At 54.9% G+C, this 26597-nt stretch carries 14 protein-coding genes; 8 read left to right on the forward strand and 6 right to left on the reverse strand.

Going from position 1 to position 26597, the window contains the following annotated elements; genetic code table 11:
* Positions 1-45: 45 nt before the first annotated feature.
* The 6 genes from RID21_RS04835 (at position 46) to RID21_RS04860 (ending at position 11643) form a co-directional block, all read left to right on the forward strand.
* Positions 46-1455 (forward strand): DUF1501 domain-containing protein, encoded by a 1410-nt coding sequence (locus RID21_RS04835; RefSeq protein WP_350187429.1) that lies wholly within the window; start codon positions 46-48, stop codon positions 1453-1455.
* A 297-nt stretch (positions 1456-1752) separates the two neighbouring features.
* Entirely contained in the window at positions 1753-2736 is a 984-nt protein-coding gene (gene pheS, locus RID21_RS04840; RefSeq protein ID WP_350187430.1) for a phenylalanine--tRNA ligase subunit alpha, read from the forward strand.
* A 53-nt stretch (positions 2737-2789) separates the two neighbouring features.
* Positions 2790-5240 carry a phenylalanine--tRNA ligase subunit beta gene (gene pheT / locus RID21_RS04845; RefSeq protein ID WP_350187431.1) on the forward strand — a complete coding sequence of 817 codons (2451 nt, stop codon included), beginning with the start codon at positions 2790-2792 and terminating at the stop codon, positions 5238-5240.
* Positions 5241-5658: 418 nt separating this feature from the next.
* The gene (locus RID21_RS04850; RefSeq protein WP_350187432.1) at positions 5659-8997 is read left to right on the forward strand and encodes a DUF1553 domain-containing protein; all 3339 of its coding nucleotides are present in this window, start codon (positions 5659-5661) and stop codon (positions 8995-8997) included.
* Positions 8998-9048: 51 nt separating this feature from the next.
* Positions 9049-10464 carry a DUF1501 domain-containing protein gene (locus RID21_RS04855; protein WP_350187433.1) on the forward strand — a complete coding sequence of 472 codons (1416 nt, stop codon included), beginning with the start codon at positions 9049-9051 and terminating at the stop codon, positions 10462-10464.
* Between the two features lie 54 nt (positions 10465-10518).
* Positions 10519-11643, forward strand: coding sequence for an Ldh family oxidoreductase (locus tag RID21_RS04860; protein WP_350187434.1), 1125 nt, complete (start codon positions 10519-10521; stop codon positions 11641-11643).
* A gap of 10 nt (positions 11644-11653) precedes the next feature.
* On the opposite strand, the gene RID21_RS04865 is transcribed toward RID21_RS04860, so the two are convergent.
* From RID21_RS04865 to RID21_RS04890, 6 genes are all read right to left on the reverse strand, one after another.
* Positions 11654-12310, reverse strand: a complete 657-nt coding sequence (locus RID21_RS04865; protein WP_350187435.1) for a TlpA family protein disulfide reductase — start codon at positions 12308-12310, stop codon at positions 11654-11656.
* A 44-nt stretch (positions 12311-12354) separates the two neighbouring features.
* Positions 12355-14211, reverse strand: coding sequence for a beta-propeller fold lactonase family protein (locus RID21_RS04870; protein WP_350187436.1), 1857 nt, complete (start codon positions 14209-14211; stop codon positions 12355-12357).
* Positions 14212-14332: 121 nt separating this feature from the next.
* Positions 14333-14887: a hypothetical protein gene (locus RID21_RS04875; RefSeq protein ID WP_228030537.1), complete on the reverse strand. Its 555-nt coding sequence runs from the start codon at positions 14885-14887 to the stop codon at positions 14333-14335.
* A gap of 195 nt (positions 14888-15082) precedes the next feature.
* The gene (locus RID21_RS04880; RefSeq protein ID WP_350187437.1) at positions 15083-17770 is read right to left on the reverse strand and encodes an outer membrane protein assembly factor BamB family protein; all 2688 of its coding nucleotides are present in this window, start codon (positions 17768-17770) and stop codon (positions 15083-15085) included.
* A 277-nt stretch (positions 17771-18047) separates the two neighbouring features.
* The gene (locus RID21_RS04885; protein WP_145181597.1) at positions 18048-19358 is read right to left on the reverse strand and encodes a DUF1501 domain-containing protein; all 1311 of its coding nucleotides are present in this window, start codon (positions 19356-19358) and stop codon (positions 18048-18050) included.
* A gap of 83 nt (positions 19359-19441) precedes the next feature.
* Entirely contained in the window at positions 19442-21424 is a 1983-nt protein-coding gene (locus RID21_RS04890; RefSeq protein WP_350187438.1) for a DUF1549 and DUF1553 domain-containing protein, read from the reverse strand.
* A 571-nt stretch (positions 21425-21995) separates the two neighbouring features.
* Between RID21_RS04890 and RID21_RS04895 the strand changes: the two genes are divergently transcribed.
* Both RID21_RS04895 and RID21_RS04900 read left to right on the forward strand, forming a co-directional pair.
* The gene (locus RID21_RS04895; RefSeq protein WP_350187439.1) at positions 21996-23402 is read left to right on the forward strand and encodes a sulfatase family protein; all 1407 of its coding nucleotides are present in this window, start codon (positions 21996-21998) and stop codon (positions 23400-23402) included.
* Positions 23403-23573: 171 nt separating this feature from the next.
* Positions 23574-26591 (forward strand): PVC-type heme-binding CxxCH protein, encoded by a 3018-nt coding sequence (locus tag RID21_RS04900; protein ID WP_350187440.1) that lies wholly within the window; start codon positions 23574-23576, stop codon positions 26589-26591.
* Positions 26592-26597 lie beyond the last annotated feature (6 nt).

The raw sequence follows: 26597 nt of genomic DNA on the forward strand, positions 1-26597 counted from the left end.
GGAGTTTCGAGTTGGTTTACTGTTATAGAGAGAGTTGGATTGGCTATGGATTCACTGAATTTCTCCCGACGTCAGATGTTGAAGTCTTCGGCTTGCGGTTTCGGATATATGGCCCTGGCGGGGTTGAGTGCGGAAGCAGCGCTCAAGAGTCAGTCGCCGCTGGCATCGAAGGAGCCGCATTTTGCACCGCGGGCGAAGCGGGTGATCTTTCTGTTTATGCACGGCGGTCCGAGCCACGTGGATACGTTCGACTATAAGCCCCGGTTGAACAAAGAGGATGGCCAGCGGCTGCCTTTCAAGGCGGCGAAGAACATCGAGAAGTCATCGCAGGAAAATCTGCGGCTGATGAAGTCTCCCTGGAAGTTCAAGCAGCGGGGAGAGAGCGGCCTGTGGATTTCGGAACTGTTTGATAACGTGGCGGAGCACGCCGACGATTTGTGCGTGATCAACTCGATGCACACCAACGGCCAGTCGCACGGGCAGGCGGTGATGAAGCTGCATACCGGTTCGGACAGCCTGGTGCGTCCGTCGGTCGGTTCATGGATGGTGTATGGACTGGGGACCGAGAACAACAATCTGCCGGGGTTCATTTCGATCTGTCCTTCGCGGGGACATGGGGGCGTGCGGAATTACGGGAGCGCGTTTCTGCCTGCGGTTTTCCAGGGAACGGCGATTGGCGATGCGGATACCAAAGCCAAAGAGGCACAGATCAAGTTTCTGGCTAACAACAGCACCTCGCCTCTCGAGCAGCGGAAACAGCTGTCACTGCTGCAGACGATGAACGAACGACATCTGAAAGAGGTCAAAGTCGATAATGAAATCGAAGGGGTGATTAACTCTTACGAGCTTGCTTTCCGGATGCAGTCGGAAGTGCCCACGCTGATGGATTTGAGTGCCGAGACGAAAGAGACGCACGCGTTATATGGGATCGATGACAAGACGACGGAGAACTTCGGGCGTCAGTGTCTGATGGCACGACGGTTCGCCGAGGCGGGCGTGCGTTACATCGAAGTCGCGCTGGGGAACAATCGCTGGGATCAGCACAGCGGACTCAAGAGTGGACACGAACGGAACTCGCAACAGGTCGACAAGCCGATCGCCGGTCTGCTGGCGGATCTGAAGCAGCGAGGGTTACTGGAAGATACGCTGGTCGTCTGGGGCGGTGAATTCGGCCGGACCCCGATTGCCCAGGGTAAGAACGGCCGCGATCATAATCCGCAGGGTTACACGATGTGGCTGGCGGGAGCCGGGGTGAAGAAGGGGCATGTGCACGGGGCGACTGACGAGTATGGATACTACGCGACCCGGGACAAGGTGCATATCCACGATCTGCATGCGACGCTGCTGCACCTGATGGGCATGGATCATAAGCGGCTGACCTACCGTTATGCGGGCCGCGACTTCCGCCTGACGGATGTGTACGGCGAAGTTGTACATGAGATTATGACCAGCTAAACAGGACAGATCGCAGGAGGGAACCTGATTGTTCTGAAGACTATCCACAGGGAAAGGATTCCTGCGATGTTTCTCGATTCTGTTCAAAAGCCCTTAAACCGAAAGCGTTTAAGGGGTTCTGAAGACGCTTGTGCCCCCGCTGTGGGTGGTTGCAGAATTTTGCTGGAATCGGTACAATCCTTTGCTTTGGTGGGCTTTGCGCGCAACTCGTTGTCAATTCTTGAGATATGTGCCTGTTGCGGATCTGTAAAGTGCTGAATTCCAGTCTAAAGAACTTTGAAAACCTGAAGAATTATAATGGCTGACAACAACGACGCGCTGGTCGAAACCGCGGTAGAGAGTATGGCAGCTGCCACAACCCTTGCCGAACTGGATGAGGTGCGTGTCCAGTACCTGGGAAAAAAGGGAAAACTGAGAGCCCTGCAGGCCGAACTGAAATCGCTGTCTCCCGAGGAGAAGCGTGAGTTCGGGAAGATGCTCAACAGCGTCAAAGAACGAATTCAGGGGGCCTTGAACGATCGCAAAGAGGCTCTGGAAGCCAGCGAGAAATCGGGGCCGGACCTCGAGATGGTCGATGTGACACTGCCCGGCGTTCGAACGCTGCCGGGGCACCGCCATCCGCTGATTGCGACGATGGAAGAGGTGAAATCGATTCTGCTCGGACTGGGTTTTCGCTACGACGATTACCCGGAAGTCGAATCGGAGTTCTTCAACTTTGATGCCTTGAACACACCCGACTGGCATCCCGCGCGGGACATGCACGACTCGTTTTACACCACCAAGGGGAACGTGCTGCGAACCCATACTTCGGCGTTCCAGACACGGGCGATGAAACAGTTCGGTCCGCCACCCTTGCGGGCGATGACCTCGGGACGCTGTTACCGGCGGGACGAGATCGATGCGTCGCACTTCCCGATTTTCCATCAGCTGGATGTAATCGCCATTGATGAGAATATCAGTTTTGCGGACCTGAAATGGGTATTGTACCAAGTGGCCAGCAGTCTATTTGGTGACGACGTACAGCTCCGGTTCCGCCCGAGTTATTTCCCGTTCACCACGCCGAGCGCGGAAGTGGATGTGATGTTCAACGGGAATTGGCTGGAGATTCTGGGGGCGGGGATGATTCGTCCCGAAGTCCTGGAAGCCGGCGGTGTCGACCCCGAGAAATGGCAGGGCTTTGCCTTTGGCCTGGGGCTGGACCGGATGGCGATGATCCGGCACGGCATTACTGACATCCGCTACATGTATGAAAACGAAGAAGCGTTTTTACGTCAGTTCTAATCATTCTTTCGGAACATTCACTGACGTGATTTTTCTGGCATAGAGAGAAAACGATGCACATTAATACTGGTTGGTTGCGCGATTACCTGTCGGCGGATTGCAAAGAGAGCGAACTGCTGGATGCCCTGATGACGGTCGGGCTGGAAATCGAAGAAGAACATCACCTGGGCCAGGCACTGGCGCCCATCCGGATCGGTTTTATCCGGGAGAAGAAGCCGCTGGCCGGTGCAGATCATCTGTTCGAATGCCAGGTGGAAATCGAAAAAGGGAAACTGATTACCATTGTCTGTGCGACCGCGCATCCGGTGGAAGTGGGCTGGGGCGTGCCCGTGGCGGTGGCTGGTACGAAGCTGCCAAGTGGAGCCCTGATTTCCGAAGGCAAGATCAAAGGAACATTGTCCCAGGGGATGATCTGCCTGGACGGTGAGATGGGACTGATTGCCCGTTCGACGGGGCTGCAGGTCTTCGAAGACGAAGCGACGCTGGGAGCCAGTCTGCCGTCAGTCGCTCCGATTGAAGAATCGCTGGTGGAAGTCTCGGTACTGCCGAATCGTCCCGACTGCCTGGGAATGATTGGTGTGGCCCGCGAAGTGGCTGCCGTCCTGGACATGGAATTGAAATATCCGAGTGCCCGTGAATTGAGTTCTACGGGTGCGGGTGATGCGGTGGCTGTTGAGATTGCCGACGATTCACTCTGCTCACGTTATACATGCCAGGTATTTGACGGCGTCCATGTGCGGAAGTCGCCTCACTGGCTGCAGAGCCGGTTGCAGACGGCCGGTCTGCGTGCGATCAACAACGTGGTCGACATCACCAACTTCGTGATGCTGGAATGGGGACAGCCGCTGCATGCTTTCGATTTTGACAGCCTGAAAGGGAACAAGATCGAAGTCCGCCGGATTAAAGAGGGCGAAACCCTGAAACTGCTGGATGAGACAGAGATCGATGCCAAAGAGCAGCCGCTGGTGATTGCCGATGGTGAGAAGCCGATCGCGCTGGCTGGCATCATGGGAGGCTCAGACTCGCAGACGACCGCTGAGTCGAAACGGATTCTGCTGGAGTCGGCCTGTTTCGATCCGGTCTGCATCCGGACTTCGTCCCGCAAGCTGAAGATCAGCACGGATTCTTCCTATCGTTTCGAGCGGGGAACCGATCCGAACGGGATGCTGAGCGGCGCGTTCAACCGGGCTGCAGAGCTGCTGCAGGATCCGGAACTCTCTGGAGCTAAGCCGGCTTCGCCCGTGACGGACAGTTACCCGAATGTCAAACAGCCTACACAGTTTCCCCTGGATGCACCACGCATTTCAAAAATCCTAGGTGCCGAGATTACAAATCAGCAGATTACGGACTGTCTGTCCAAGCTGGAAATGACGCACGACGATAAGACCATTTCGGTGCCGACCTGGCGGGTGGATGTGAATAACCCGGTGGTGCTGGCCGAGGATGTGGCCCGGCTGTTGCGTTATGACAGTATCGTGATGAAGCCGATGGTGGCGACTACGACCAAGGGGCGATATTCCGAAGCGGATACGCTGCGAAGCAAAATTGCGAGCTTCCTGGCCGGAAACGGATTCCTGGAAAGCCGGACACCGCCGCTGACGACCGAGCAGACCGCGCTGGCGTTCAGCCAGTGGCCGGGCGAATCGATTCAGGTGCAGAACCCGATTTCCAAAGAGATGACGACGCTGCGTCAGAGTCTGGTGGGCAGCCTGGTGGAAGTCGCGGAGCGAAATGCCCGCCGCGGAGCCAGCAGCTTCCGCTTCTTCGAAATCGACCGGACCTTCCGCGAGAACAATTCTGAAAACGATGAGCGGTGGATGGTCGGCGGTGTACTGGGCGGGCCGATCAATGACGCTGCCTGGATTGCCCGGGAGAGCGAGATCGACTTCCTGCGTGCCAAGGGGCTGCTGGAAAACCTGCTGGCACATCTGGAAGTCGAGCAGGTCACCTACACCAATGAAGAGCCGGCCCTGGGGTACCGGGTGGAAGAGTTCGCCGTGATTTCACATGACGGCGAGCGGATTGGAGCCCTGGGGCGCATCGATCTGGGGGCCCTGGGAATCAAAGACCGGGCACGCGTGCCCCTGTATGGTTTCGAGCTGGATATCTCGACGCTGCTGAAGGGTAGAGGGCCGGCCCGGATGTTCGCCGGTCTGGCACGAACCCAGGTGATTGCCCGTGATATTTCGATTCTGGTACCCGTCGATCTGCCTTACCTGGAGATCGAGCGGTCGCTGGAGAATGCCTTCGCTGCGGCTGTGGAGAATCTGGAGACAGAACCCCGCAAGGAGAGCGACGGGCATATCAGCCTGCAGCCAAAGCTGGAGAGCGTGATCTGCATCGATACCTTCGTCGGTGAGAGCGTGGGAGAGGGGGCGAAGAGCCTGACGATCCGGATGCTGTTCCGCGATGCGAACCATACGCTGACCTCGGGTGAAGCGCAGCAGCTGATGGACTTTGTCGTGAAGCAGCTGCAGTCCGAACATGGAGCAGTCCAGCGGTAACGTTCGCTGCTGCCGCAGATGCAATCGATCGAATTCAAAGCACACCTCAACGGTTTGGGGTGTGCTTTTTCGTTGGGGGAGAGCGAATCTTTCACTGAACAGGATGCCCTTTACTGGTTCGCGGCAACGGGTATAACTGGTTGTCATCCTGAGCGGTGGAGCTCATTAATTTCCCGTCATTTCTGCTGAATGGCGACCGGCTGTCTCATCAGAGCGGACTGAGGTAGATTCCGGCAATTTCAGAAAGTGCCGAAGATCTTTCAGACTGTGGTTGAAAGTGCATCTGGAATAGATTATATATTATATATAATCAGTTTGCTGTCAGGCTGATCCTTCCGACCCAAGCCTCATTCCCGTGTAATCAATCAAGCGCCTAAGTATTGTCAGTTACATTACAAGCGTGCCAGGATGCTGAGCCATGAGACGACTGTTGCTGTTGGCATTTGGATTCTTCTGCCTCGTTTCTGCGGTCGAGAAACGCACGCTGATCGCGGCGGAAGCGGACCTGAAGCAGGCTGAATTCTTCGAGAAACGGATTCGTCCGTTGCTGATTGCCGAGTGTTATGACTGCCACAGTGAGGATTCGGTTGAGAGCGGGTTGCGGGTCGATTCGCTTTCAGGATTGATACGAGGGGGCGAGCGGGGACCTGCCCTGGTGCCGGGCAAGCCGAAAGAGAGCCTGCTGATCAGCGCGGTTCAGCACAGCGGTCAGCTGCATATGCCTCTGAAAGATAAGCTGAGCCAGAAGGCGATTGCCGATCTGATTCAATGGGTTGAGGCAGGCGCTTACTGGCCAAACGCGAAACCGATCTCGGAAATCCGCAAAGAAGCCGCGGGGGAGACGGGGCCGCTGTTTACGGAAGCAGAGCAGGATTTCTGGGCCTTTCAACCGCCGCGGGAACCAGCGGTGCCACAAACTCGGAACCTGGAGTGGGCACAGCAGTCGCTGGATCAGTTTGTACTGGCGCGCCTGGAACAGGCGGACGCGGAACCGGCCTCACGCGCGGATAAGCGGACGCTGATCAGGCGGGCGACGTTCGATCTGATCGGCCTGCCTCCGACGAATAAGGAAGTCGAAGCATTTCTGGCCGACGATTCACCGGATGCGTTTGCGAAAGTGATTGACCGTCTGCTGGCATCACCGCGCTATGGTGAGCGCTGGGGGCGGCACTGGCTGGACGTGGCACGCTATGCCGATTCGAACGGTCTCGATGAAAACCTGTCGTACGCGAACGCGTTTCGCTATCGGGATTACGTGATCGCCGCCTTCAATCAGGATAAGCCTTTCGATCAGTTTGTACAGGAACAGCTGGCGGGGGACATTCTTGCGAATCAACCGGGGGCGGAAAACCGTCCCGAGAAAATCACTGCGACCGGATTCCTGTCGATCGGGGCCAAGATGCTGGCCGAAGATGACCAGGTCAAAATGCAGATGGATATCATTGACGAACAGCTGGATACGGTGGGGCGGACTTTCATGGGGCTGACCCTGGGGTGTGCCCGCTGTCATTCGCATAAGTTCGATCCAATTCCGATAGAAGATTACTACTCGCTGGCGGGGATCTTCAAAAGCACGAAGACGATGGAGAACTTCAAGGTGGTCGCCCGCTGGCAGGAACAGATGCTGGCCAGTCCGGAAGAGATCCAGACACTGGAGCAGCAGCAACAGCAGATCGCGAAGCTGGATGCTGAGATCAAGCAGATCGTGAAACAGGCCGATGAACGGTTTCTGAATGCGGCGCGAAAGCGGTCCCGCGATTATCTGCTGGCGTCTGCGATTAAAAACTATCACGATCGACTGTTGAAATCGACTGGGCCGATTGGTGCCGACCCCGGTGCTTATAAGTCTCAAGCGGCAATCGTGGTCGAAGCAGAAAACTTTCAGACCGGTAACGTGAAGAAAGCGACAACCGGGTACGGCGAGGGAATTGGGGTCATCTACAACAAGGGGACGCTGCCCAACATTGCCGAGTATGAAATTGAGGTCCCGAAAGCCGGCCGCTATCAGTTGGAAATTCGCTATGCGGCGGCTCAGTCCCGGCCGGTGGAACTTTCGATCAACGGTGAGCTGGTCAAGAAAGATGCGGCCAGCGCGGTGACCGGCAGCTGGTATCCCAAGTCGCAAGAGTGGAAGGTGGAAGGTTTCTATGCATTGAAGCAGGGGAAGAACCGGGTGCGGCTGGAGAGCAAGATCCCCTTTCCGCACATTGATAAGCTATTGATTGCGGAGCCCCGCACCGCGACAGAGCAGCCCGGAGGAGTGCTGGCTGAGATCCCGGTTCCGGAGAATCTGGTTTCAAGTCTGACGTTGCAGTGGGCCTCATTGATCAAGAAGTCTACCGAAGATCCGGATTCGCCGTTTGCTATCTGGAATCATCTGATTCAAAAAGGATCGGTGCCCGAAACGTTGAGTCCCAAATGGGAACGCTTCAGTGGATTGAATGAACTTCCGGAGAAAGAGCGGATTTTGAAAGCCGCTGCGCTTTACGGGGATCTGTTCGAGGAAGTGCTGGCAGAGTGGGAGGCTTATCAGAAAACGGATGCCGGGAAACAGGCGCAGGGACTGCCTGACCCACAGCGGGAAAAGCTGTGGCAGATGCTGACCAATGCGAATTCCCTGTTTGCCTTGCCTTCAGATCGGGAGACCTGGTATGCAGAGTCGGCTCAAAAGAAACTGACAGCCCGGCGTGAGCAGAAGAAAAAACAGGAAGCGGCTTTACCCGTCTACCCGACAGCGATGTCGGTCTCCGAGCAGAAGCCGGAAAACCTGAAAGTGCATTTGCGGGGCAGCCATTTCACGCTGGGGAAAGAGGTTCCCCGACAGTTCCTGCAGATCATTGAGGGCGAAGAGCAGACCCCCATCGATGACCAGCACAGCGGTCGCCTGCAGCTGGCAGAGTGGCTGACCAGCGGTTCGCATCCGCTGACGGCCCGCGTGATGGTGAACCGGATCTGGCGATGGCACTTTGGTGACGGCCTGGTCAGAACGCCGGACAACTTCGGAAAACTGGGAGAACGTCCCACTCATCCGGAACTGCTGGACTGGCTGGCGGTGCAGTTTGTGAAACAGGGCTGGTCGATCAAAGAGATGCATCGACTGATCATGCTTTCGTCGACGTATCAGATGAGCTCCGAATACAACCCGGAGCTGGCAGCACGTGATCCCCAGAACCGCCTGCTGTGGCGGGTGAACCGCAAGCGTCTGGAAGCAGAGGCGATCCGGGATTCGATTCTGAAGGTATGCGGCAATCTCGACCTGGAGATGGGCGGTTCGATGCTGGGGGTTGAGAACCGGAAGTATGTCACGAGTACGCGTAACGTCAATCCGGTGATGTATCAGACCAACCGGCGCTCGGTTTATCTGCCGATTGTGAGAAGTGCTTTGTATGAAGTTTTGCAGGCCTTTGATTTTGCCGATCCGAGTGTGCTGTCCGGGAACCGGGTGCACACGACGGTCGCACCGCAGGCGTTATTCATGATGAACAGTGATTTTATCATGCAGCAGACCAGCGACTTCGCGGAGCAGGTGCTGCACGAGACGCACCTGGATCGGGCGGGGAAGGTCAAGCTGCTATACGAGCGGGTTTTCAGTCGACCAGCGAGCGAGTTAGAAGTGATGCGGGCTCTGGCGTACCTGGATCAGTACCGGCAGGAACTGGAGCCGCTGGAAATGACACCGGAAGAGCAGGAGCACCGGAGCTGGCAGAGTCTGTGCCGGGTGCTGATTTCTTCGAACGAGTTTCTGTTTGTGGATTGAGGGAAAATATCGCGGGAATGAAGATTCCCTCCGTATGAAATGGAACGAGATATGAATCACGGAAACCATCATCAGGGACCGGCCAGGATCTCGCGGCGGGAAATGCTGCGGCGGAGTTCAGCCGGGTTTGGCAGTCTGGCACTGGCGGGGCTGCTGGGGAGCGAAAGTCAGGCGGCCGGAACGTCGCTGGCTCAGCAGCCGCACTTCGCGCCCAAAGCCAAACGCGTGATCTTTCTGTTCATGCACGGCGGTCCTTCGCACATGGATACGTTCGATTATAAACCCCAACTGCAGAAAGACAGCGGGAAGCCGCTCCCCTTTGATAAGCCCAGGATTTTTTCAGCCCAGACGGGCAACCTGCTCGGCTCTCCCTGGAAGTTTAAGCAGCATGGCGAGAGCGGCGCCTGGGTGAGCGAACTGTTTCCGCATGTGGCGGGCTGCGTGGACGACCTGTGTATTATCAACTCGATGTATGGTTCGAATTCGCGGCACGGCGGGGCGTTGCTCGAGCTGCACACCGGGAGCGACACGTTTGTGCGTCCGAGTATGGGGTCGTGGATTACTTACGGACTGGGATCGGAGAACCAGGATCTGCCCGGCTTCATCACGGTCTGTCCGACGCTGACGCATGGGGGGGTGAATGCCTACAGCTCGTCGTTTCTGCCGGCCGATTACCAGGGGACGCCGATCGGTAATGCGAGTATTCCTGCGGACAAGGCACTGATTCCGTTTATCAAAAACAAGAGCGGTGTGCCGCTGGCGACGCAACGGATGGAACTCAATTTTCTGCAGCAGATGAACCGGGAGCACCTGAGCGAAGCGGGTCCTGATGCGGCGTTGGAGGGGCGGATCAACTCGTTCGAACTGGCGTACCGGATGCAGACGACGGCCCCGGAACTGCAGGACATCAGTGATGAGTCAGAAGCGACCCAGAAGATGTATGGACTGGGTAACGACGTGACGAAAAACTTCGGACGGCAGTGTCTGATGGCGCGGCGGTTCGCGGAGCGGGGCGTACGGTTCGTGCAGATTACGCATAGTTACAAGTGGGATCAGCATTCCGGATTGAAGACCGCGTTGCCACGAAACTGTCAGGAAGTGGATCAGCCGATTGCGGCCCTGATTAAAGATCTGAAATCACGGGGTCTGCTGGAAGACACGCTGGTGCTCTGGGGAGGCGAGTTTGGTCGGACCCCTGTGAGCCAGGGGGCAGACGGCCGGGACCATAACCCGCAGGGCTACACCATGTGGCTGGCCGGGGGCGGAATCAAAGGGGGCCTGCAGTACGGTGCCACGGACGACTATGGTTATTACGCCGTGAAGGACAAGATTCACGTGCATGATCTGCACGCCACGATGCTGCATCTGCTGGGCCTGGATCATAAACGGCTGACGTACAAATTTGCCGGACGGGACTTCCGGCTGACAGACATTCATGGCGAGGTGATGTACGACCTGTTTGCCTGAGAACGTTTCGCGTCCCGGTTGATGCGGGGCACAAAGTGATAGACGAGGTGTGTTTTGCCACAGATTGAAGTTGAAAGTGCGTTGGTCGATGCGACACAGTTGAAGCGGTTCTGTCTGCAACTGCTGACCGAGGCGGATCTGCATCCGGAAGAAGCGGAGCTGGTGGCAGACTCGCTGGTGGAATCGAATCTGCGCGGCATCGATTCGCATGGTGTAGCGCGGCTGCCGCACTACCTGGAGCGGATCAGGCAGCAAAGCATTAAGGCTCGCCCGACGATGCAGTGGGAGCCACTGGGCGAGGCCGTAGGCCGGGTTGACGGCGATCATGGACTGGGCCAACTGGCGATGGTGAAAGCTGCTGACCATGCGGTTGAGCTGGCGCGGGGCTCTGGTGCCGGCTGGGTTTCGATCTGTAATTCTTCGCATTGCGGTGCGCTGGCTTATTATGGTTTGCGGATTGCCCGGGAGGGAATGATCGGCTTTGTGTTTACGCACGTCGATCCGATGGTCACGCCCCATGGTTCAGCGGAGCCCTTCTGTGGGACGAACCCGGTCTGCATTACGGCACCCGGAAAATATGAGCAGTCGTTGTGCCTGGATATGGCGACGAGTATCACGCCCTGGAATACGGTGGCCAATGCTGCGACGGAAGGGGTTTCGATTCCGAGCGGCTGGGCCCTGGATGCCAACGGAGAGGGGACGACCGATCCGAATCAAGTCGCTGCTCTGTTTCCCTTTGGCGGGTTTAAAGGTTCCGGTCTGGGGCTGTTGATTGACGTGCTCTGTGCGCTGCTGGGCGGTGCACCGATTGGGCCGGATATCCCGAAAATGTATGGCGATCTTTCCCAGCGACGGTTACTGGGCGGCCTGGTGGGAGCGATTGACATCAGCCGGTTTACGGATGTGTCCGGATTCCAGGATCGCATTGCCGAGATCATTCAGCGCTGGGGGGCTTTGAAACCCCTGACAACCGGGGAGAAGGTCTTGTATCCCGGTGAGCCAGAAGCTTTGAAGCGGGAAGAGCGTCTGCAGACGGGGATTCCCGTGGGGCTCAAATTAATCACACAGTTCAACGCACTGGCAGAACAACGTGGATTGCAGCCATTAGAAGTGGAGACTTCTGTCGCTGAGGAATGCACTTCCGCAGTGACATCCTCAACGACGGAATCGGTGAGCTGAGAGTGCCCGTTTACTCTTTAGACTCTGCGGGCTGTTTGAGCATTTCATCAATGTAAGGGATGATGTGTTTATCGTAAGTGAAACCCTCTTTCCCGTATTCCTGTTTTTCATTATCGAAGCGTTTGGCCAGCTTCCCATCGGGGCCATAAACGTAGGCTGCGGGGATTGAGGCGAGATCAATTTTCTCATACAGATCCATGTCAGGAGTGCTGGAGATGATGTTGATGATCTCCGCATTGTGTTTGGTGTAGAACTCCATCAGCTCCTCCTTGTTAGATTCGGGGGGGGAGTCCTTACTGCCATCGTAATTCATGTTGTAGGAAACACAGACGACCTTTTCCGGGTATTTTTTCTGCAGTTCGACGAGGTGAGGGAACTCGGCGATGCAGGGCTCGCACCAGGTGGACCAGAGGTCAACGACCACGACTTTTCCTTTTTGTTTCTGAACGAATTCCTGTACCTGATCCCAGTTGGCGATTTCCGCGGTTACTCCGTTCTCTGCGAACGTCTGGGCTCCAGGGATGGCAGGGGCCGGTGATTCTGTTTTTGCAACAGCGGTTTCAGCAGCAGGTGTCTCCTCCGGTGTGGAATCTGCGGTCGGCGTTTCCTGGCTGCAGGCGGAGAGAAGGGCGAGTGAGATCGCGAATACAAGCGGTTTGAATGACATGCGTCAGATCTTTCGTGGTGTGTGAATTAAGTGTCGTGGGGCGTCTATTTGTTAACTTTCACCAGTCCGGCGGCTTCTGCCTGCGGGACCGGATCTTCATAGGGGAGGGCTTTCAGAAACTCGATGAGGTCAGCCCGTTCCTGTTTGGAGAGCTGGCTGGTAACGCCGTGCTGGTCGTCATGGTTATAGACGGTCAGGACTTCCTCGAGGGTCTGTGCTTTTCCGTGGGACAGATAGGGAGCGGTGCGATAGACGCCCAGCAGAGTAGGGGTGTCATATTCGGGCCCCATCAGTTCGCCGGGGTTATCGATGGCGGTGCCCACGTTGTGCCGAATGATTTTATCGGTGGGATTCGAATCGGAATAGAAGGGGCCGGAATGACAGGTGGCGCACTTCGTCTGTTTCGAAAAGAAGAGCTCACGTCCCCGTTGGGCAGCCGGGCTGAGCCCCTGTTTGGCGTAAGGGCTGAGAGTGAATTCGTGTGTGTTGGAATAGGCGGCCATCGCATCCAATGCCTGGGAAAGTCCTTTGTTGGGAGCTTTGAGGGAATCATTGATTCTGCCAGTGACCAGTCCCCGTCCCTGCATCAGAGGGCCGCGGATGGTGTGCTCGAAATCCTGGACTTCATCCCGGTCGGCAGACCAGTGAATTGGATGAGTCCAGGCCATGCCAGCCAGAGATTGAGTGTTCCGCAAGCCTTCGGGGTTGTGCCAGGTTTTGCCGTCAGGTTGTCCATCGGGATGACAGCTGGCGCAGGAGATCCAGAGGCGGCTCGACATGGGCTGTAGGGCGGTATAGAACAGACGTTTGCCGAGGAGTACTTCTTCGCTGTGTGGATTCTCGGTGACAGCGATCGTGGCTCGTCTTTGCAGTGTATTTGTATCGTAGGCGACGATGTTAAAGTCGAGTGCGTTGTAAATGTAAAATGTTTTTCCATCGGGCGCGACGCGGACCCCGCGGGGATTATGTCCCAGATTCAGCCGGGCCCGGAATGTCAGTTCGCGGTAGTCGTCGTCGATGACATTGCAGACGAACATGTCGTCGGTGCCGGCGAAGACAACGAAGAAGGTTTTGCCGTCGGGGGTAATCGCGGTGTCCCAGGGGTTGGAAGTTACCCGGGCTCCCTGGAAGGAGTCCATGGGAATCTTCTTGCGGCGTGAGCCATCGGCGGGTTTGGTATCTACGATGGTGACGATGGGAAAGATCGAGCCGGCACCGTGGGCAACGGTAATTCGCGAGCGAATGTGTGGCAGATACGCTTTGGCCCGTCGGGGGTGCAGGGTGATCTGACGAGCGAGATTGTCTGTGCTGCCGCCTTCCCATTCATCGATGGTCTTGCCGGTTTTTGCGTCAGTCTGACGGACCAGTGCGGTGTAGTACTCGGTAGAAAACAGGCTCTGGTCATCGTTGGAAATCGCCAGGCCTTTAACATGCTGGCCTACTGAAAACTCGTTGCTGACGCTTTGGGTTTTCGTATTGATCTCTACGATGCGGCCCGGATAATCCAGGGTCACGTAGACCTTGTCGCCTGTTGAAGTGGAGACGATGCCGTAGGGTTCATCAAAGACTTCTGTCTGTCCGAGTTGTTTGCCGGTATCTGCATCAAGGAAGACCACGACGTCATCATCGTAGACGGCGGTCGCTATCTTGTGTGTGTCACCCAGAAAGGTGACGCCTTCAGGGTGTCGGCCGACTTTGATTTCATGTACTTTTTTGTTTTTGTCCAGGTCGATGATCGATACCGTTTCGCTGTCTCGGTTCGAGCAGGCAAGCAGTTTGCCGTCAGTCGAAATGTCGAGCAGGCTGCTGGAACTGCCGGCGAGTGTTGGCCGGGGGGCGAAACTCAACAGTGTAAGTATAAGAGGCAGGGTAAAGCGAACGTACCTGGCACAGAGAAACATGGAGACCCCTTTAACAAATGTGAGGATTCGTTCCGGGCGGGAGAAGGCAGGAATTATAAACCCCGCTCACCCGGAAGGGTAAGCGGGGTCAGCTCATTCAATAATCGGTTCTTCCGGAGCCTTATTTCAGGATCTTGGAAGTTTCGTTGACGAGAGTATCGATTTTGTCTTTGGACAGATCACCCTTCTTGAAAGCGTGATTGACTTTGACTTTGCTGTTAACCCACATCAGTACGGTGATGTCGGCGTCTTTGGAAATCTTGTAAGAAGACGGACCGGCCTGACCTTCGAAGTTGGTCAGCGGTGTGTTTTTGATCTTCTTGCTGTCAGCAATTTTCTTCAGCTCAGAGCTGGACTTGTCGGCATCGTCGGTCAGATGCACAACGAAGGCAGCCATTTTCTTGTCGCGGTTTTGGCCAACTTTTTCGTCGATTTTTGCGATCAGTTCCTGAACGTTGCCGTCCATTTCCCGAGCGAAGATGTTGACGACAGGACGTCCGCCGTACTGGCAGCGATAGCACAGAGACTTTCCAGCATTGGGGCCGGTGCAGTCGTTAACTGTGTAGGCGCCGACACGGCTGCCAACTTCGATTCCGGATTTAACTTCTGCTGCAGTGCTGACAGAACCAGCTGCAACGAGCATCAATGCGACTGTAAGTGAAAGCAGTCTCTTCATGTATTTCTCCTCGTTTTCCAATGCTTGAAAAAAAAAATGTGTCCCTGCCAATGCAGGCGATACGTCACGACTGACGTATGCGGTAATTTTAAATTTTGCTCAATCGGAGTGCAAATGAACGGCCAATTTTTCTATTTGTCTCAAAAACACTCCTTCATCAATTCTTCACTTCAACCCCCGTCTGACGCTGTCATTTCAGGGGCGTTCCCAGATCGCTGGCAGTTTGTGGGATGCTTCTCCGTAGGTCTGGGACACGATAAATCCACTGGCCTGCGACGTGTAAAATATCCGTCCGTTGGAGACAACGGCTCCCAGACATTCCCGCGAATCGATGGCGGGGCCCGTCGAGACCAGCTTGCCTCCATCAGACAAATCGATCATGTCCATATTGGCGCCGAGCACATAGGGTTCGGAGAGGGTAAACCGACAGCACGCATAGTTGTGGCCGATGCTGCTGACGACTTTGCCTGTTTTATGGTCGAAGACATTTCCTTTGCCGCGGAGGGCGTTGGAGAAAATGTAATCTTTGCCAACGGTCACCACGTTGAGTGCAGAGGTAACGGCATCAGACTGCCAGACCAGAGAGCCATCTTTGGCATCCAGGCACCAGACGAAACGGTCCTGGGTACTTTCATTGGCGCGATTATAGCCGCCGATATAAACCCGGCCGTCGCGGGCACTCAGCGTACATTTCGAAGTGACATAATACTTATTGGTCAGCCAGATCACTTCACCTGTTTTGGGATCCAGGCAGGCGGTGATGCCATTATTTTCAACGGGCAAGCCACGACGTCTGCGTTGACTGCTGGCATAACCGAAGAAGGTCGAGTAATACAGCTTGCCGTCCAGAATGGCGATTCCACAGTCGTTGCCGCCGCGTCCGTAGTCGGAGAAATCTTTTTCCCAGACGACTTTGCCGGTATCCAGATCCCAGGCCCAGATGCGGGGACGGTGATCTTTGGGGTAGTAGGGGTTGTCGTTGGAATAGATCCAGCTCATTACTTCGCGACCGTCGGTAGTTTCAACCGGTTTGCCGCCGAAGGTGAAGGCTTTCTCGGTTCCCTGGGGGGCATACTCTCCAGAGCCGGAAGCATAGATGGCGATGTTACCGTGTACCACGGGCGGGAACTGGCGGCTCCAACTGGGAGATCCGGTAAAGGGGGCTTCCCAGAGCATCTCTCCGGTAGCGGCATCAAGACAACGCATGCGGGATTTTTTGATCCCTGCCTGTGGAATCAGCAGCTTCTCATTGATATAGAGCGGGGAAGTAAAGGAGAGATAAACGTCGGGCCAATAACGTCTCCAGAGCAGACGTCCGGTGTCCTGTTCGTAAGCAATGATCTGGCCTTCGGCGGTGTGGGTATAAAGACGCCCCCCGCCACAGACGGGCAGATGTTTGACTGTTCCTTCCAGACGTCGAGCCCAGCGCATTCTCAAGGGGGGCTTCAAACCCTGTTCGTTGGCGTTAGTGCCCCCGAAGTCGCCGTAATTGGTGTACCAGTTAAACTGGGGATCTGCCAGCGGGCCAGTGAGGGGGCTGCGGATTTTCCAGACCAGCAGGTCCCGGTCGGGCAGGGGAGTCTGTTCGGTTGGGGTTTTACCATCGGCCTGCAGGACGTAGAGATATCCATCTTCGCAGGGGACGTAGATTTTCTGATCGGCGACCGCAACCGAAGCGGTGATCGGGGCGTCGAATGCGGTGCTGAACGTGACAGCGTCTCCACCGGCAAGAGGGACAACATAGAGTTTTCCGTCCAGGCCCCCGTAGATTGCATATTTCTCAGTCAGGACCGGAGAGGCAACCGAGGGGGCTTCGCAGAGAACTTCTGTAGATTCGTCATCGAGTTTGTGGCGGCACAGACCGAGTCCCGCTTCGGGGCGGACACGGTAGACATCATTTCCCCGAATACTAACGGAGGCAAAACTCAGCAGACCGGGATCCCGAATCGAGGTCTGAGTTCCTTTGACGTAGTCGGCTTCGATTTTTCCGTCTTTCAGTCGCATGACTTCAACACGGCCCGCATTATCACGGCGATGCCATTGCACGAAGACGTTGCCAGCTTCATCGGCACTCTGCCCAAAAGTCGCCGGGTACTCCGAGCCAGCGTACTTGGGGATTTCGCCTACCACCTGCAAACGGGGTGCCGTTCCTGTGTCTTCCAGGAAAATGGTGCGACCACCGGCGGGAACGACGATGCTGTTTCCGGTAAGACAGATATCACGCGAGCAGACAAAGTGATCGCGCCAGGTGACGCGGTCTTTACGGTGTTTGAGCCAATCTGCGCCACTCCAACGGTTGCCGTCGAAGTCCACGACTTCTTTAACGAAGTCCCAGGTCCAGACGACGTCACCTGCCGGTTTGACGGCATAGACCTGCGCACCAAGCGTCGCGAAGTAAACGCGATCACCTTTAACAGCGGGGGCGGAAAAAATTGGTTCCTGGCAATCGATCTCTTTAACGACCGATCCGTCATTGACATTCAAGATGTAATAGTAGCCTGCGGTGGTACCGACGTGGAGATAGTCATCAATGACTGCAGGCGAAGCGACATTATTACAGTTGCCTGCGCCGCCGCGGGTGGCGAATTTCCAAATGACTTCGTTGGACTTCGTATCGATGGCGAAGATAACCCCAGAGCCATCGATCACGAAGACTTTGTTGTGGCTGACGACCGGGGAGGTAAACAGGGCATCGGTCAGAGGGATCGCGGCTGTGAGTGAGAGTGGCGTTTCAATTTTGCGGTCAGCGACATTGCCAGAATGAGTGGGAGTCCCTTTCAGCTGCAGCCAGTCTTCTGCCTTAAGCGTAGTTGTCGTGCAGACGATCAGCACCAGGCAGATACGAAGCGGAAGTAGACAACAGCTGGCGGCGGCTCTTATCATTTTCAGTCTTTCTCAGGCTGCAACAATGAGGATCAAGAGGGGGACTCACGAGGCAAACTGTCGGCAAGTTAACAGATAACACTGGTCTGGCTGGTCATTCAGGTAGGATTTGATAACGGGTTTTGCCAGATGGTCTGTATTCGATCATAGGCAGGAAAAATCAGGGAGTCTACAATTTTTCTTCAAATTCAGCAGATTTCTGAATGTTCTTTACAAGGCAAAAAAAACGGCTTCCCGAGAGGAAGCCGTTTGCTGGTTTCAGTTGGAAGGCCCTGATTTAGAGCAGTTTCAGTACCGGATCCCCATCGTGGGCCACCTTGAAGGGGCGACCGTTGGGGGAGAAGATTTCCTTGTCGATGGGAAGTCCCAAGGCAGTGGCGATGGTGGCATTGAAGTCAGCCGGAAGTACGCCGTCCGTTTCGACACTTTGTCCACCTTTATCCGATTTACCGTAGAACTGACCACCCTTGATACCGCCACCCATCAGGGCTGCTGAGAAGACGCCCGGGTGATGGTCACGGCCGGCATTCTGGTTGATCACCGGGGTTCGACCGAATTCGGTGGTGAGCACAACGAGGGTCTCGTCGAGCAGGCCGCGGTCGGAGAGATCCTGAAGCAGATTCCCGAGTGCTTTGTCAAGGATACCTGTTTTGTTGGGCAGGATGTTATCATCATAGATGTCACGGTGCATGTCCCATCCACCGAAGGTGACTTCAACGCAGCGGACATTGTTTTCCACGAGACGACGGGCCAGCATACAACCCTGTCCGAAGGAATTGCGACCATAGCGGTCCCGGTCTTCGGCTTTTTCTTCATTCAGGTCGAATGCTTTCAACTCATCGCTGGACAGCAGGTTTGTTGCCTGCGAATAGAAGTCGGTGTAAGCGACCACGCTTTCGTTCTTGAACTTCTTCTGAAACTTCTGATCGAACTTGTTGATCAAATTCATACGTTTTTCGAAGGAGTTATCTGAGAGATACGAAGGAGCGTCAGTATTTTCCAGTCCCCGGTTGGGATCGCCAATCGGTAGCGGGCTGAAAGAAGGATCGAAGAAACCGGCGCTGGGGTGCCGAGCCGGCGAACTGATGAGCACGGTATCCGGCAGGTTCTTGTTTTGACGTCCATTGAATTTCTGAATCCAGGGACCCATGCTGGGGTGTCGGGTCGACGCGATTTCCTTGTAGCTGGTCCGCATCAGGTATTCCCCGGGGCCATGGGCTCCGGTCTCTGTGTACATGGAGTTGATGACGGCCATCTTGTCGAAATTTTCTGCCAGGGTCGGCAGGTGTTCGGAAATCTGGGCACCGGCTACGTTGGTTTTGATACCCTTGGTTTCTCCCTGGTTCTTGTGACCCGGTTTCAGGTCGAAAGTATCCAGGTGAGTCATGGCGCCAGCCATGTAGAGATAGATCAGGCGTTTGGCTTTGCCACCTTTACCCTGAGTCTTGTCACCTTTTTTCTTGGCGGGAGCTGCGTTTACGATGTTATTAAACATCGGAAGCACGCTGACTCCCAGCGCGGATTTGGCCGCGTATTCAAGAAACTGCCGACGTCCCTGTCCATCCAGTTTTGAGAGTAAGTCTCGCATAAGTATGCCTTCGATTTATTTAAAAGTTGATTTTGTATTGAGTCAAAACCGCGCCAGGCTGTGCTGGCGCGGTGGAAGTTTTTTTACTGAATGAACAGGAACTCGCGGGTATTCACGAGTGCCCAGATCACGTTTCCGTAACCGGCGGCACCGTTGGTCTCGATTTCCTCCATCGCGAGTTTGAGTTCATCGCTGTCGGGGTAACGATTCAGAATCGTCATGAAGACCACTTCGATCCCTTCCTTGAGCGATTTCGACTCAATCACGTTGTTGTAAATCGTAGAGCCTTTTTCGAGCATCATGTGGGTCACCGGACCGTTGAACATGAACAGGACCTGTGGTACAGAACCGCTATCGGAGGAGGCTGAAATCAGTTCGCGATCCGACTGGCCGAACGTACGCAGGAAGTGGCTGGGAGAAACGGGAGACGGCAGTTCCGAGGCCCGTGCCAGCAACTGACCTTTGTACTTGTACTTCTTTTCCCGTTTGTAACGGGTGCGGTCAATCTCTTCCCGTTTCTGTTCATCTGCGTCGAGGACTTCCCGGGCAGAAGCCTTGTTCAGATCGACAGAAATGATTTCCGTTTCCATTTCCGCAGGCAGTTCGCGGTATTCTTCCGGTTTAACGACAGCCAGGGTCAGGAAGGAATCCCAAGCCTGCTCTGCAGTCATCCGACGCAGTACCGGGCCGGGGAAGTGGTAGTACTCGCTGAGCGGTACGTCTTCCGTGGAAGCCTGCCGCTGATAGGTTTTCGTATTGTACAGAATTCGCAGGTACTCTTTCATGTCGAAGTTGAGTCGTTTCATCTCAGCTTCGAGATGCTTCATCAGTTCGGGGTTCTCTGCGACGGTATCGTCCATCATGTCATCGACGGGTTCGATCTGTCCGCGTCCAAAGGACTGTTTCCAGAGCCGGTTGGCAATGGTCTTGGCAAAACGTGGATTGTTCTTGGAAACCATCCAGCGGGCGAAGGCTTCGCGGGGAGTTTCTCCCGGTTTCACTACAACGGCTTCACCGAAGATCGTTTTCGGCTCAACAACCGATTTTGGTTTGGCATCGCTGTAGGCGTAGTCGTGTGGCAGACGAATCTTGCGATTGGCCTGGTCGTTCACGACCATCATATTGACCCGGATCATGCGGTTGAATCGCCCCTGTTTGCGGCGGCGTTCTTTTTCATCCTGATCAAGGTCCTGGTATTCTTTACGGAGACGACGATTGGGATCGCCATCCATGTAGTAGCGTTTATCACCGCCGCTGGCACGTGTGGACGTTCCAAAGGTGAAAGCGGCCATTTCGTAAAATTCTTTCTGCTTCCAGCGATCGAAGGGGTGATCGTGGCACTGAGCACAACCAATGCGGGTTCCCAGGAAAATCCGAACGGTGTTATTCATGTTATCCAGGGGCATACCGGAATCACGCTGCATGTAGCCGGTGGCGGGGTTTTCCCAGATCAAACCTTCGGCGGTGATCATTTCGGAAACCATTTTGTCCCAGGGCTTGTTTTCGGCCAGAGACTGTTTGATCCACTGCCGGTAGGGAGCACCGTCAACGTTATTGTTCAAACGGTCGGTATACCGCAGAACGTCAGCCCAGTAATTGTAGTAGTGACTGGCGTAGCCATCGCTGTCCAGTAGACGGTCGATGAGCCGCTGGCGTTTCTCGGGATGGCGCGATGCGAGGAAGTACTTGGTTTCCCGGTAGGTGGGAATGGTGCCCGTAATATCCAGATAGATGCGACGCAGAAACTGAGCGTCGTCAGTCATGGAGTTGGGTTTGACGTTGTATTTCTTATAGTTGGCTTCAACCAGGCGATCGATTTCCTCAGCAGACCGCAGGGCTGTCGCCTGTTTTGTGGGATCGACGGGTTTCGACTTGACCATGAAACGCGGCGGCAGCGGTTCTTCTTTTTTCTCTGCCGGTTTCTTTCTGACGGGCTTTCTACGCGGGGCAGCTTCCGAATCGGGCAGGCTGGTAACGACCAGTACTGCCAATACCACAAGACAACTTGCACTCAGCTTACCATACCACGCAAAACCTGCGCGGTTACGGACTTGTTCTCCTGACATACAAAACTCCCAGAGTCGTTCCATGATTTGTTTCAGAGATGACAGAAAACCAGAGATATGGCGATGTGATTCATCTGGTTTGATACCTCATATTTTATACAACTCGCATTAGCCAAGACTAATGCTAACCGGCTTTTTTTGGCTCAACTCCCGAAGAATTCATATTCGGGAACGGTACAAAAGGTAACTGTACTTCCCGGTACTATTTCAGCTGAGTTCCGTCAGTTTGATCTGTACCGCTTGTAGGGTCTCAACAAGACCAGCGACAGGTTGCGGACGGGGTCGCAGAGAGCTAACACTCCGGCATAGATATTTAACCGCTTGAGGTCAGTGAATCTCATTCGATATTTTGAAAATTTCAGCATGTAAGCACTACCGCGCGTCAGCCATTTGAGGACCAGGGAACAGGAAGAGTAAGTCTTGCCTTTCCAGGTAGTCCCCGTGTTTGCTTGATTCAAACGCGCAGTCTGGTACATTGGAACCTCATCCAGACTGGTCAGCGTGCTCAGACCCGAAACCCTCAGATCATCAGCCAGGAGCAGTATTCGTGAGATGTTTTCCCAGGAGCGTGGTGTTACAGACCCTGGTCTGTCTGTGCCTTTTTCTATCAGTTTCCCAGCGTACGCTCTGTGCGGCCGATGTCCCTCAACACCCGAATATTGTTGTCGTACTGGTGGACGATCTGCGGTGGGACGAACTGGGATGTATGGGGCATCCGTTTGTCAGAACACCTCACATTGACCGAATCGCCCGGGAAGGGGCCCGCTTTCGCAACGCATTCTGTTCGACGCCCCTTTGTTCGCCGGTCCGAGCCTGCCTGTTAACGGGGCGGTATACTCACAATCATGGCATTCTGGATAATATCAATCGGAGCGAACACAGCCATACGCTCAAAACGTTTCCCCAGACACTGCAGAAGGCGGGTTACCAGACAGCCTATGTGGGCAAGTGGCACATGGGGAATGACGACACGGCCCGCCCCGGCTTTGATTACTGGGTAAGCATGAAAGGGCAGGGGACATCATTCGACCCGATTTTGAATATCAATGGAGAGCGGAAACAGTTTGACGGACACACAACGGATGTACTGAATCAGAAGGCGAATGAATTTCTGGAGCAGAATCAGGACAAGCCATTCTGTCTGTACATCGCCCAGAAAGCACTTCATCCCGAGCTGACACAGCGGGACGATGGAAGTATTACCGATCCCTCCGCGGCGAAGTTCATGCCGGCGAAGCGACACGAAAACCTTTACAGCGATGCCGCGATTCCCCGTCGTTTAAATGTGCTGGACGACCTGGAAGGAAAGACGGCGTTACAGAGAAAGATTTCCGGTTTGCCCCCTCTCAGTCAGAAGACGGGGACCAGTGATGATGTCATCCGGGATCGTCTGCGGATGCTGGCCGGCATCGATGAGGGGGTGGGCATGTTGCTGGATCTGCTGGAGAAACAGGGACGCCTGGATCAGACCGTGTTTGTCTTCACCAGTGATCATGGTTACTGGTATGGAGAGCATGGTTTGAGTGTGGAGCGGCGGCTGCCTTACGAAGAAGGAATCCGCGTGCCACTGCTGGTCCGGTTTCCTCCCCTGATCAAAGCCGGAACACTGGTAGATGAGTTTGCTGTGAGTGTTGACCTGGCTCCCACGATGGTAGATCTGGCTCACGTAAAGTCAGATCAAAAATATGATGGACGCAGTCTGGTACCTCTGCTCAAGGGAGAGCACCCAACTGACTGGCGCAAATCCATTCTGGTCGAGTACAACAGCGATACGGTCTTTCCCCGACTGGACCGCATGGGGTACAAGGCAGTACGCACCCCTCACTGGAAGTTGATTCAGTTCAATGAGCTGGAAGGGATGGACGAACTGTATGATGTGCAGAACGATCCCTACGAGTTCAAAAATGTGATCGATCAGCCGGAAAACGAAAATGTGGTCAAGCAACTGCAGGCAGAGCTGAAACGTCTGATGCAGTAGCAGAGAATTCTCCCCCACAAGCGGAACTGCGCTCTGATTTCCAGTTTTTCGCGGAGTTCCGCAAATCCTTCCTTCAATCTTCCCTGCAGGTCGCTCTATAATGAGCGACAGCGAATAAATTAAATAAGTTAATATATTGTCCCGCCTCAGTGATTTAAACAGGATTTGATTATGCCCTCCCTCCGCGTCTCTCCCCATCTTTCTCGGAACTTCTCGCTGATTTTGTTCCTGTGTGTGCTTGTTGGGTTTGTCAGCAGTCTGACTCTAACTGCAAATTCGGCAGATAAAAGTGCTTCCCCCAAGAAGGTCGACTACGCGGCAGAGATGAAACGGATTCCTCCGCGGGCTCCAAAGGATGCGTTGAAGTCATTTAAGATTCATCCTGATTTCAAAATCGAACTGGTGGCCGCTGAGCCATTGCTGCGTGATCCGGTTGCCATGTGTTTTGATGCCCGGGGAAGGGCATACGTGGTGGAAATGCCCGAATACAACGACGCTCACAAGGAAGGTTACAGCTCTGTCAAACTGCTGGAAGATACGGACGGTGATGGCGTCTTCGATAAAAGTTCTCCGTTTCTGACAGATGTCACTTTGCCGACCGCAGTCTTCTGTTACCAGGGGGGCGTATTTGTCGGCGCACCACCTTATGTCTATTACTGCAAAGATACGAATGGCGACGGGAAGGCTGACGTGCGGGAAGTCGTCATGGAAGGCTTTGGGCGGGACAAAGGGGATGAGGGGATGATCAACTCCTTCCGCTGGGGAATGGATAACCGTATTTACTTCTCAACGGGCATCGATGGCGGAATGGTTACCGTGGCTGCGGAAGGACCAGAGAAACAATTTAATACCAAGGGACGGGGCGTGATCCTCGATCCTGCAACGCGTAAGATTGAACTCACAACAGGCGGCGGACAGCATGGGATGAGCCTGGGAATCTGGAACCGGGCCTTTGTCTGTGCCAACAGTGTGCCGATGCAGGTGCTGATGTACGATGACCGCTATATCGCCCGCAACCCCTACCTGGCACCACCGCCGGCTCCGGTGAATATTGCTCCCGGCGGAAAGTTCACCAAGCTGATGCGCATCAGTCAGATCGAGCCCTGGCGAATTTTGCGGACCCGTCTCCGGGCAGCCAGCGAGCGCGGGGATTCTGAAGGCGGAAAGCCCTCGGGCTTTTTCACTGCAGCGACCGGGATTACCGCCTATCGGGGCGATGCCTGGCCCTTAGAGTATCAGGGAAATTTGTTTGTCGGTGAACCCGCTAATAATCTTGTCTATCGAGCTGCGCCCAAACCCGATGGTTTGTCGCTGGTGGCTCCGCGTGCCGACCAGGATGCTGAATTTCTGGCCTCTACCGATGTCTGGTTTCGACCGGTGCAGTTTGAAAATGGCCCGGATGGTGCCTTGTACGTATTGGACATGTATCGTGAGCTGATCGAAGGGGCTCCCTTCATTCCGGAAGAGATACTTAAGCACATCGATCCCATCGGCGGGCAGGACAAGGGACGCATCTATCGGATCGTGCCTAAGAACTTTCAGCGCCCCGCTCTATCTGATTTGACGAAACTGTCATCAAAGGAACTCGTGGCACTGCTCGACAGCGATAACGGCTGGACGCGCGATACCGCACAGCGGCTGATCTACGAGCGTCAGGACACGTCGGTTGTTCCTGATCTGAAACAACTGGCGGCAGCTTCCAGGAAGCCGGTAACCCGCGCGACTGCACTCTGGTCATTACAGGGCTTAAAGTCTCTCGATGCGAAAACTTTATTGCAGAGGATGCATGATAATGATCCCCAGGTGAGCATTCAGTGCCTGCGGATCGCGGAACAGCTTGCTGAGGATCACTTGATTCAACAGGCTATGGTTTCCCTGGCTGGTCATGTCTCACTGGATGTGCGCTACCAGGCTGCATTCTCGCTTGGAGCCATCCACACCAGAGCCCGCAATCAGGCGTTGGCGGGTCTGCTTGCTCGTGAAATTGATAACAAGTGGATGCGGATGGCTGTGCATAGTTCGCTGAACCGAGGGGCTGGAGAAGTATTTTCAATACTGGCGAAGAGCTCTGTCACGCTCAATAATAAAAACGGTCAGGCATTTCTTAATGATCTGGCTACCCAGATCGGTGCCCAGTCTGACGTGGAGAACGTTAAGCTGTTGATGGGGGCTCTGGAAAGCTTGCCCCAGTCCCAGCAGAAGTTGGCACAGCAGTCATTTCGTAATCTGCTTTCCCGGGCATCCGCATCAACAAAACAGGTGCTGGCAAACTCGAAAAGCGAATATACGGCTCAACTGTTATCGGGGATGATGAAGTCGACCATTGAGCAGGCGACCAACTCGAAACTGCCTGTAAAGACCCGCGTTGAGGCCATTCCCACTTTGAGTATTGGAAGCCCTGATGAAACCTTACCGGTTTTCGAGGAGCTGCTGTCAGTCCAGCAGCCGCTCCCGATTCGCCAGAAAGCAATCACCACGTTAGGGCTGGTGAATGATGAGCGGGTGCCGGAACTGCTGGTAGAAGCCTGGCCTGGTCTGAGCCCGCAATTACGCATGAGTGCAGTCGAAACACTGTTCTCCCGCCAGCCGTGGCAGGTCGCCTTACTGGATGCGGTCAAAGCAGGTGATATCAACTCCGGTGATATCAGTCCCGAACGCGTTCAACTCCTGAAAAGCAGTCAGGACAAAGCGATCAAAAAACGGGCGACCGACCTCTTTCAGAATCAGCGACTGACGGGTCGCTCGGATGTGATCAAGCAGTATCAGTCTTCGCTGAAACTTAAAGGTGATCCCGCCAACGGTAAGCTGGTCTTCAAGAAAAACTGTGCTGCCTGTCATCGTCTGGAGAATGTAGGCGTGCAACTGGGGGCAGACCTCAAGGCGATCAAGGACCGCGGGACCGAAGCCGTACTGCTGAATATTCTAGATCCCAACCGTGAAGTAAAGCCACAATATGTGACTTACCTGCTGGTTACCACTCAGGGGCGGACCATTACTGGTCTGATCAAGGCAGAGAATGCAAACAGCATTACGATCGCCCGGGCAGATGGTACCAGCGATACTGTTCTGCGGATCGACATCGATGAACTGATCAGCTCGAAGCTCTCGTTCATGCCTGAAGGCCTGGAAAAGCAGATCGATCAACAGCAGATGGCAGACCTGCTGGCGTACCTGAATTCGATCAGGTAAGTCAAA

The organism is Gimesia sp., from assembly GCF_040219335.1.
Taxonomy (GTDB): domain Bacteria; phylum Planctomycetota; class Planctomycetia; order Planctomycetales; family Planctomycetaceae; genus Gimesia.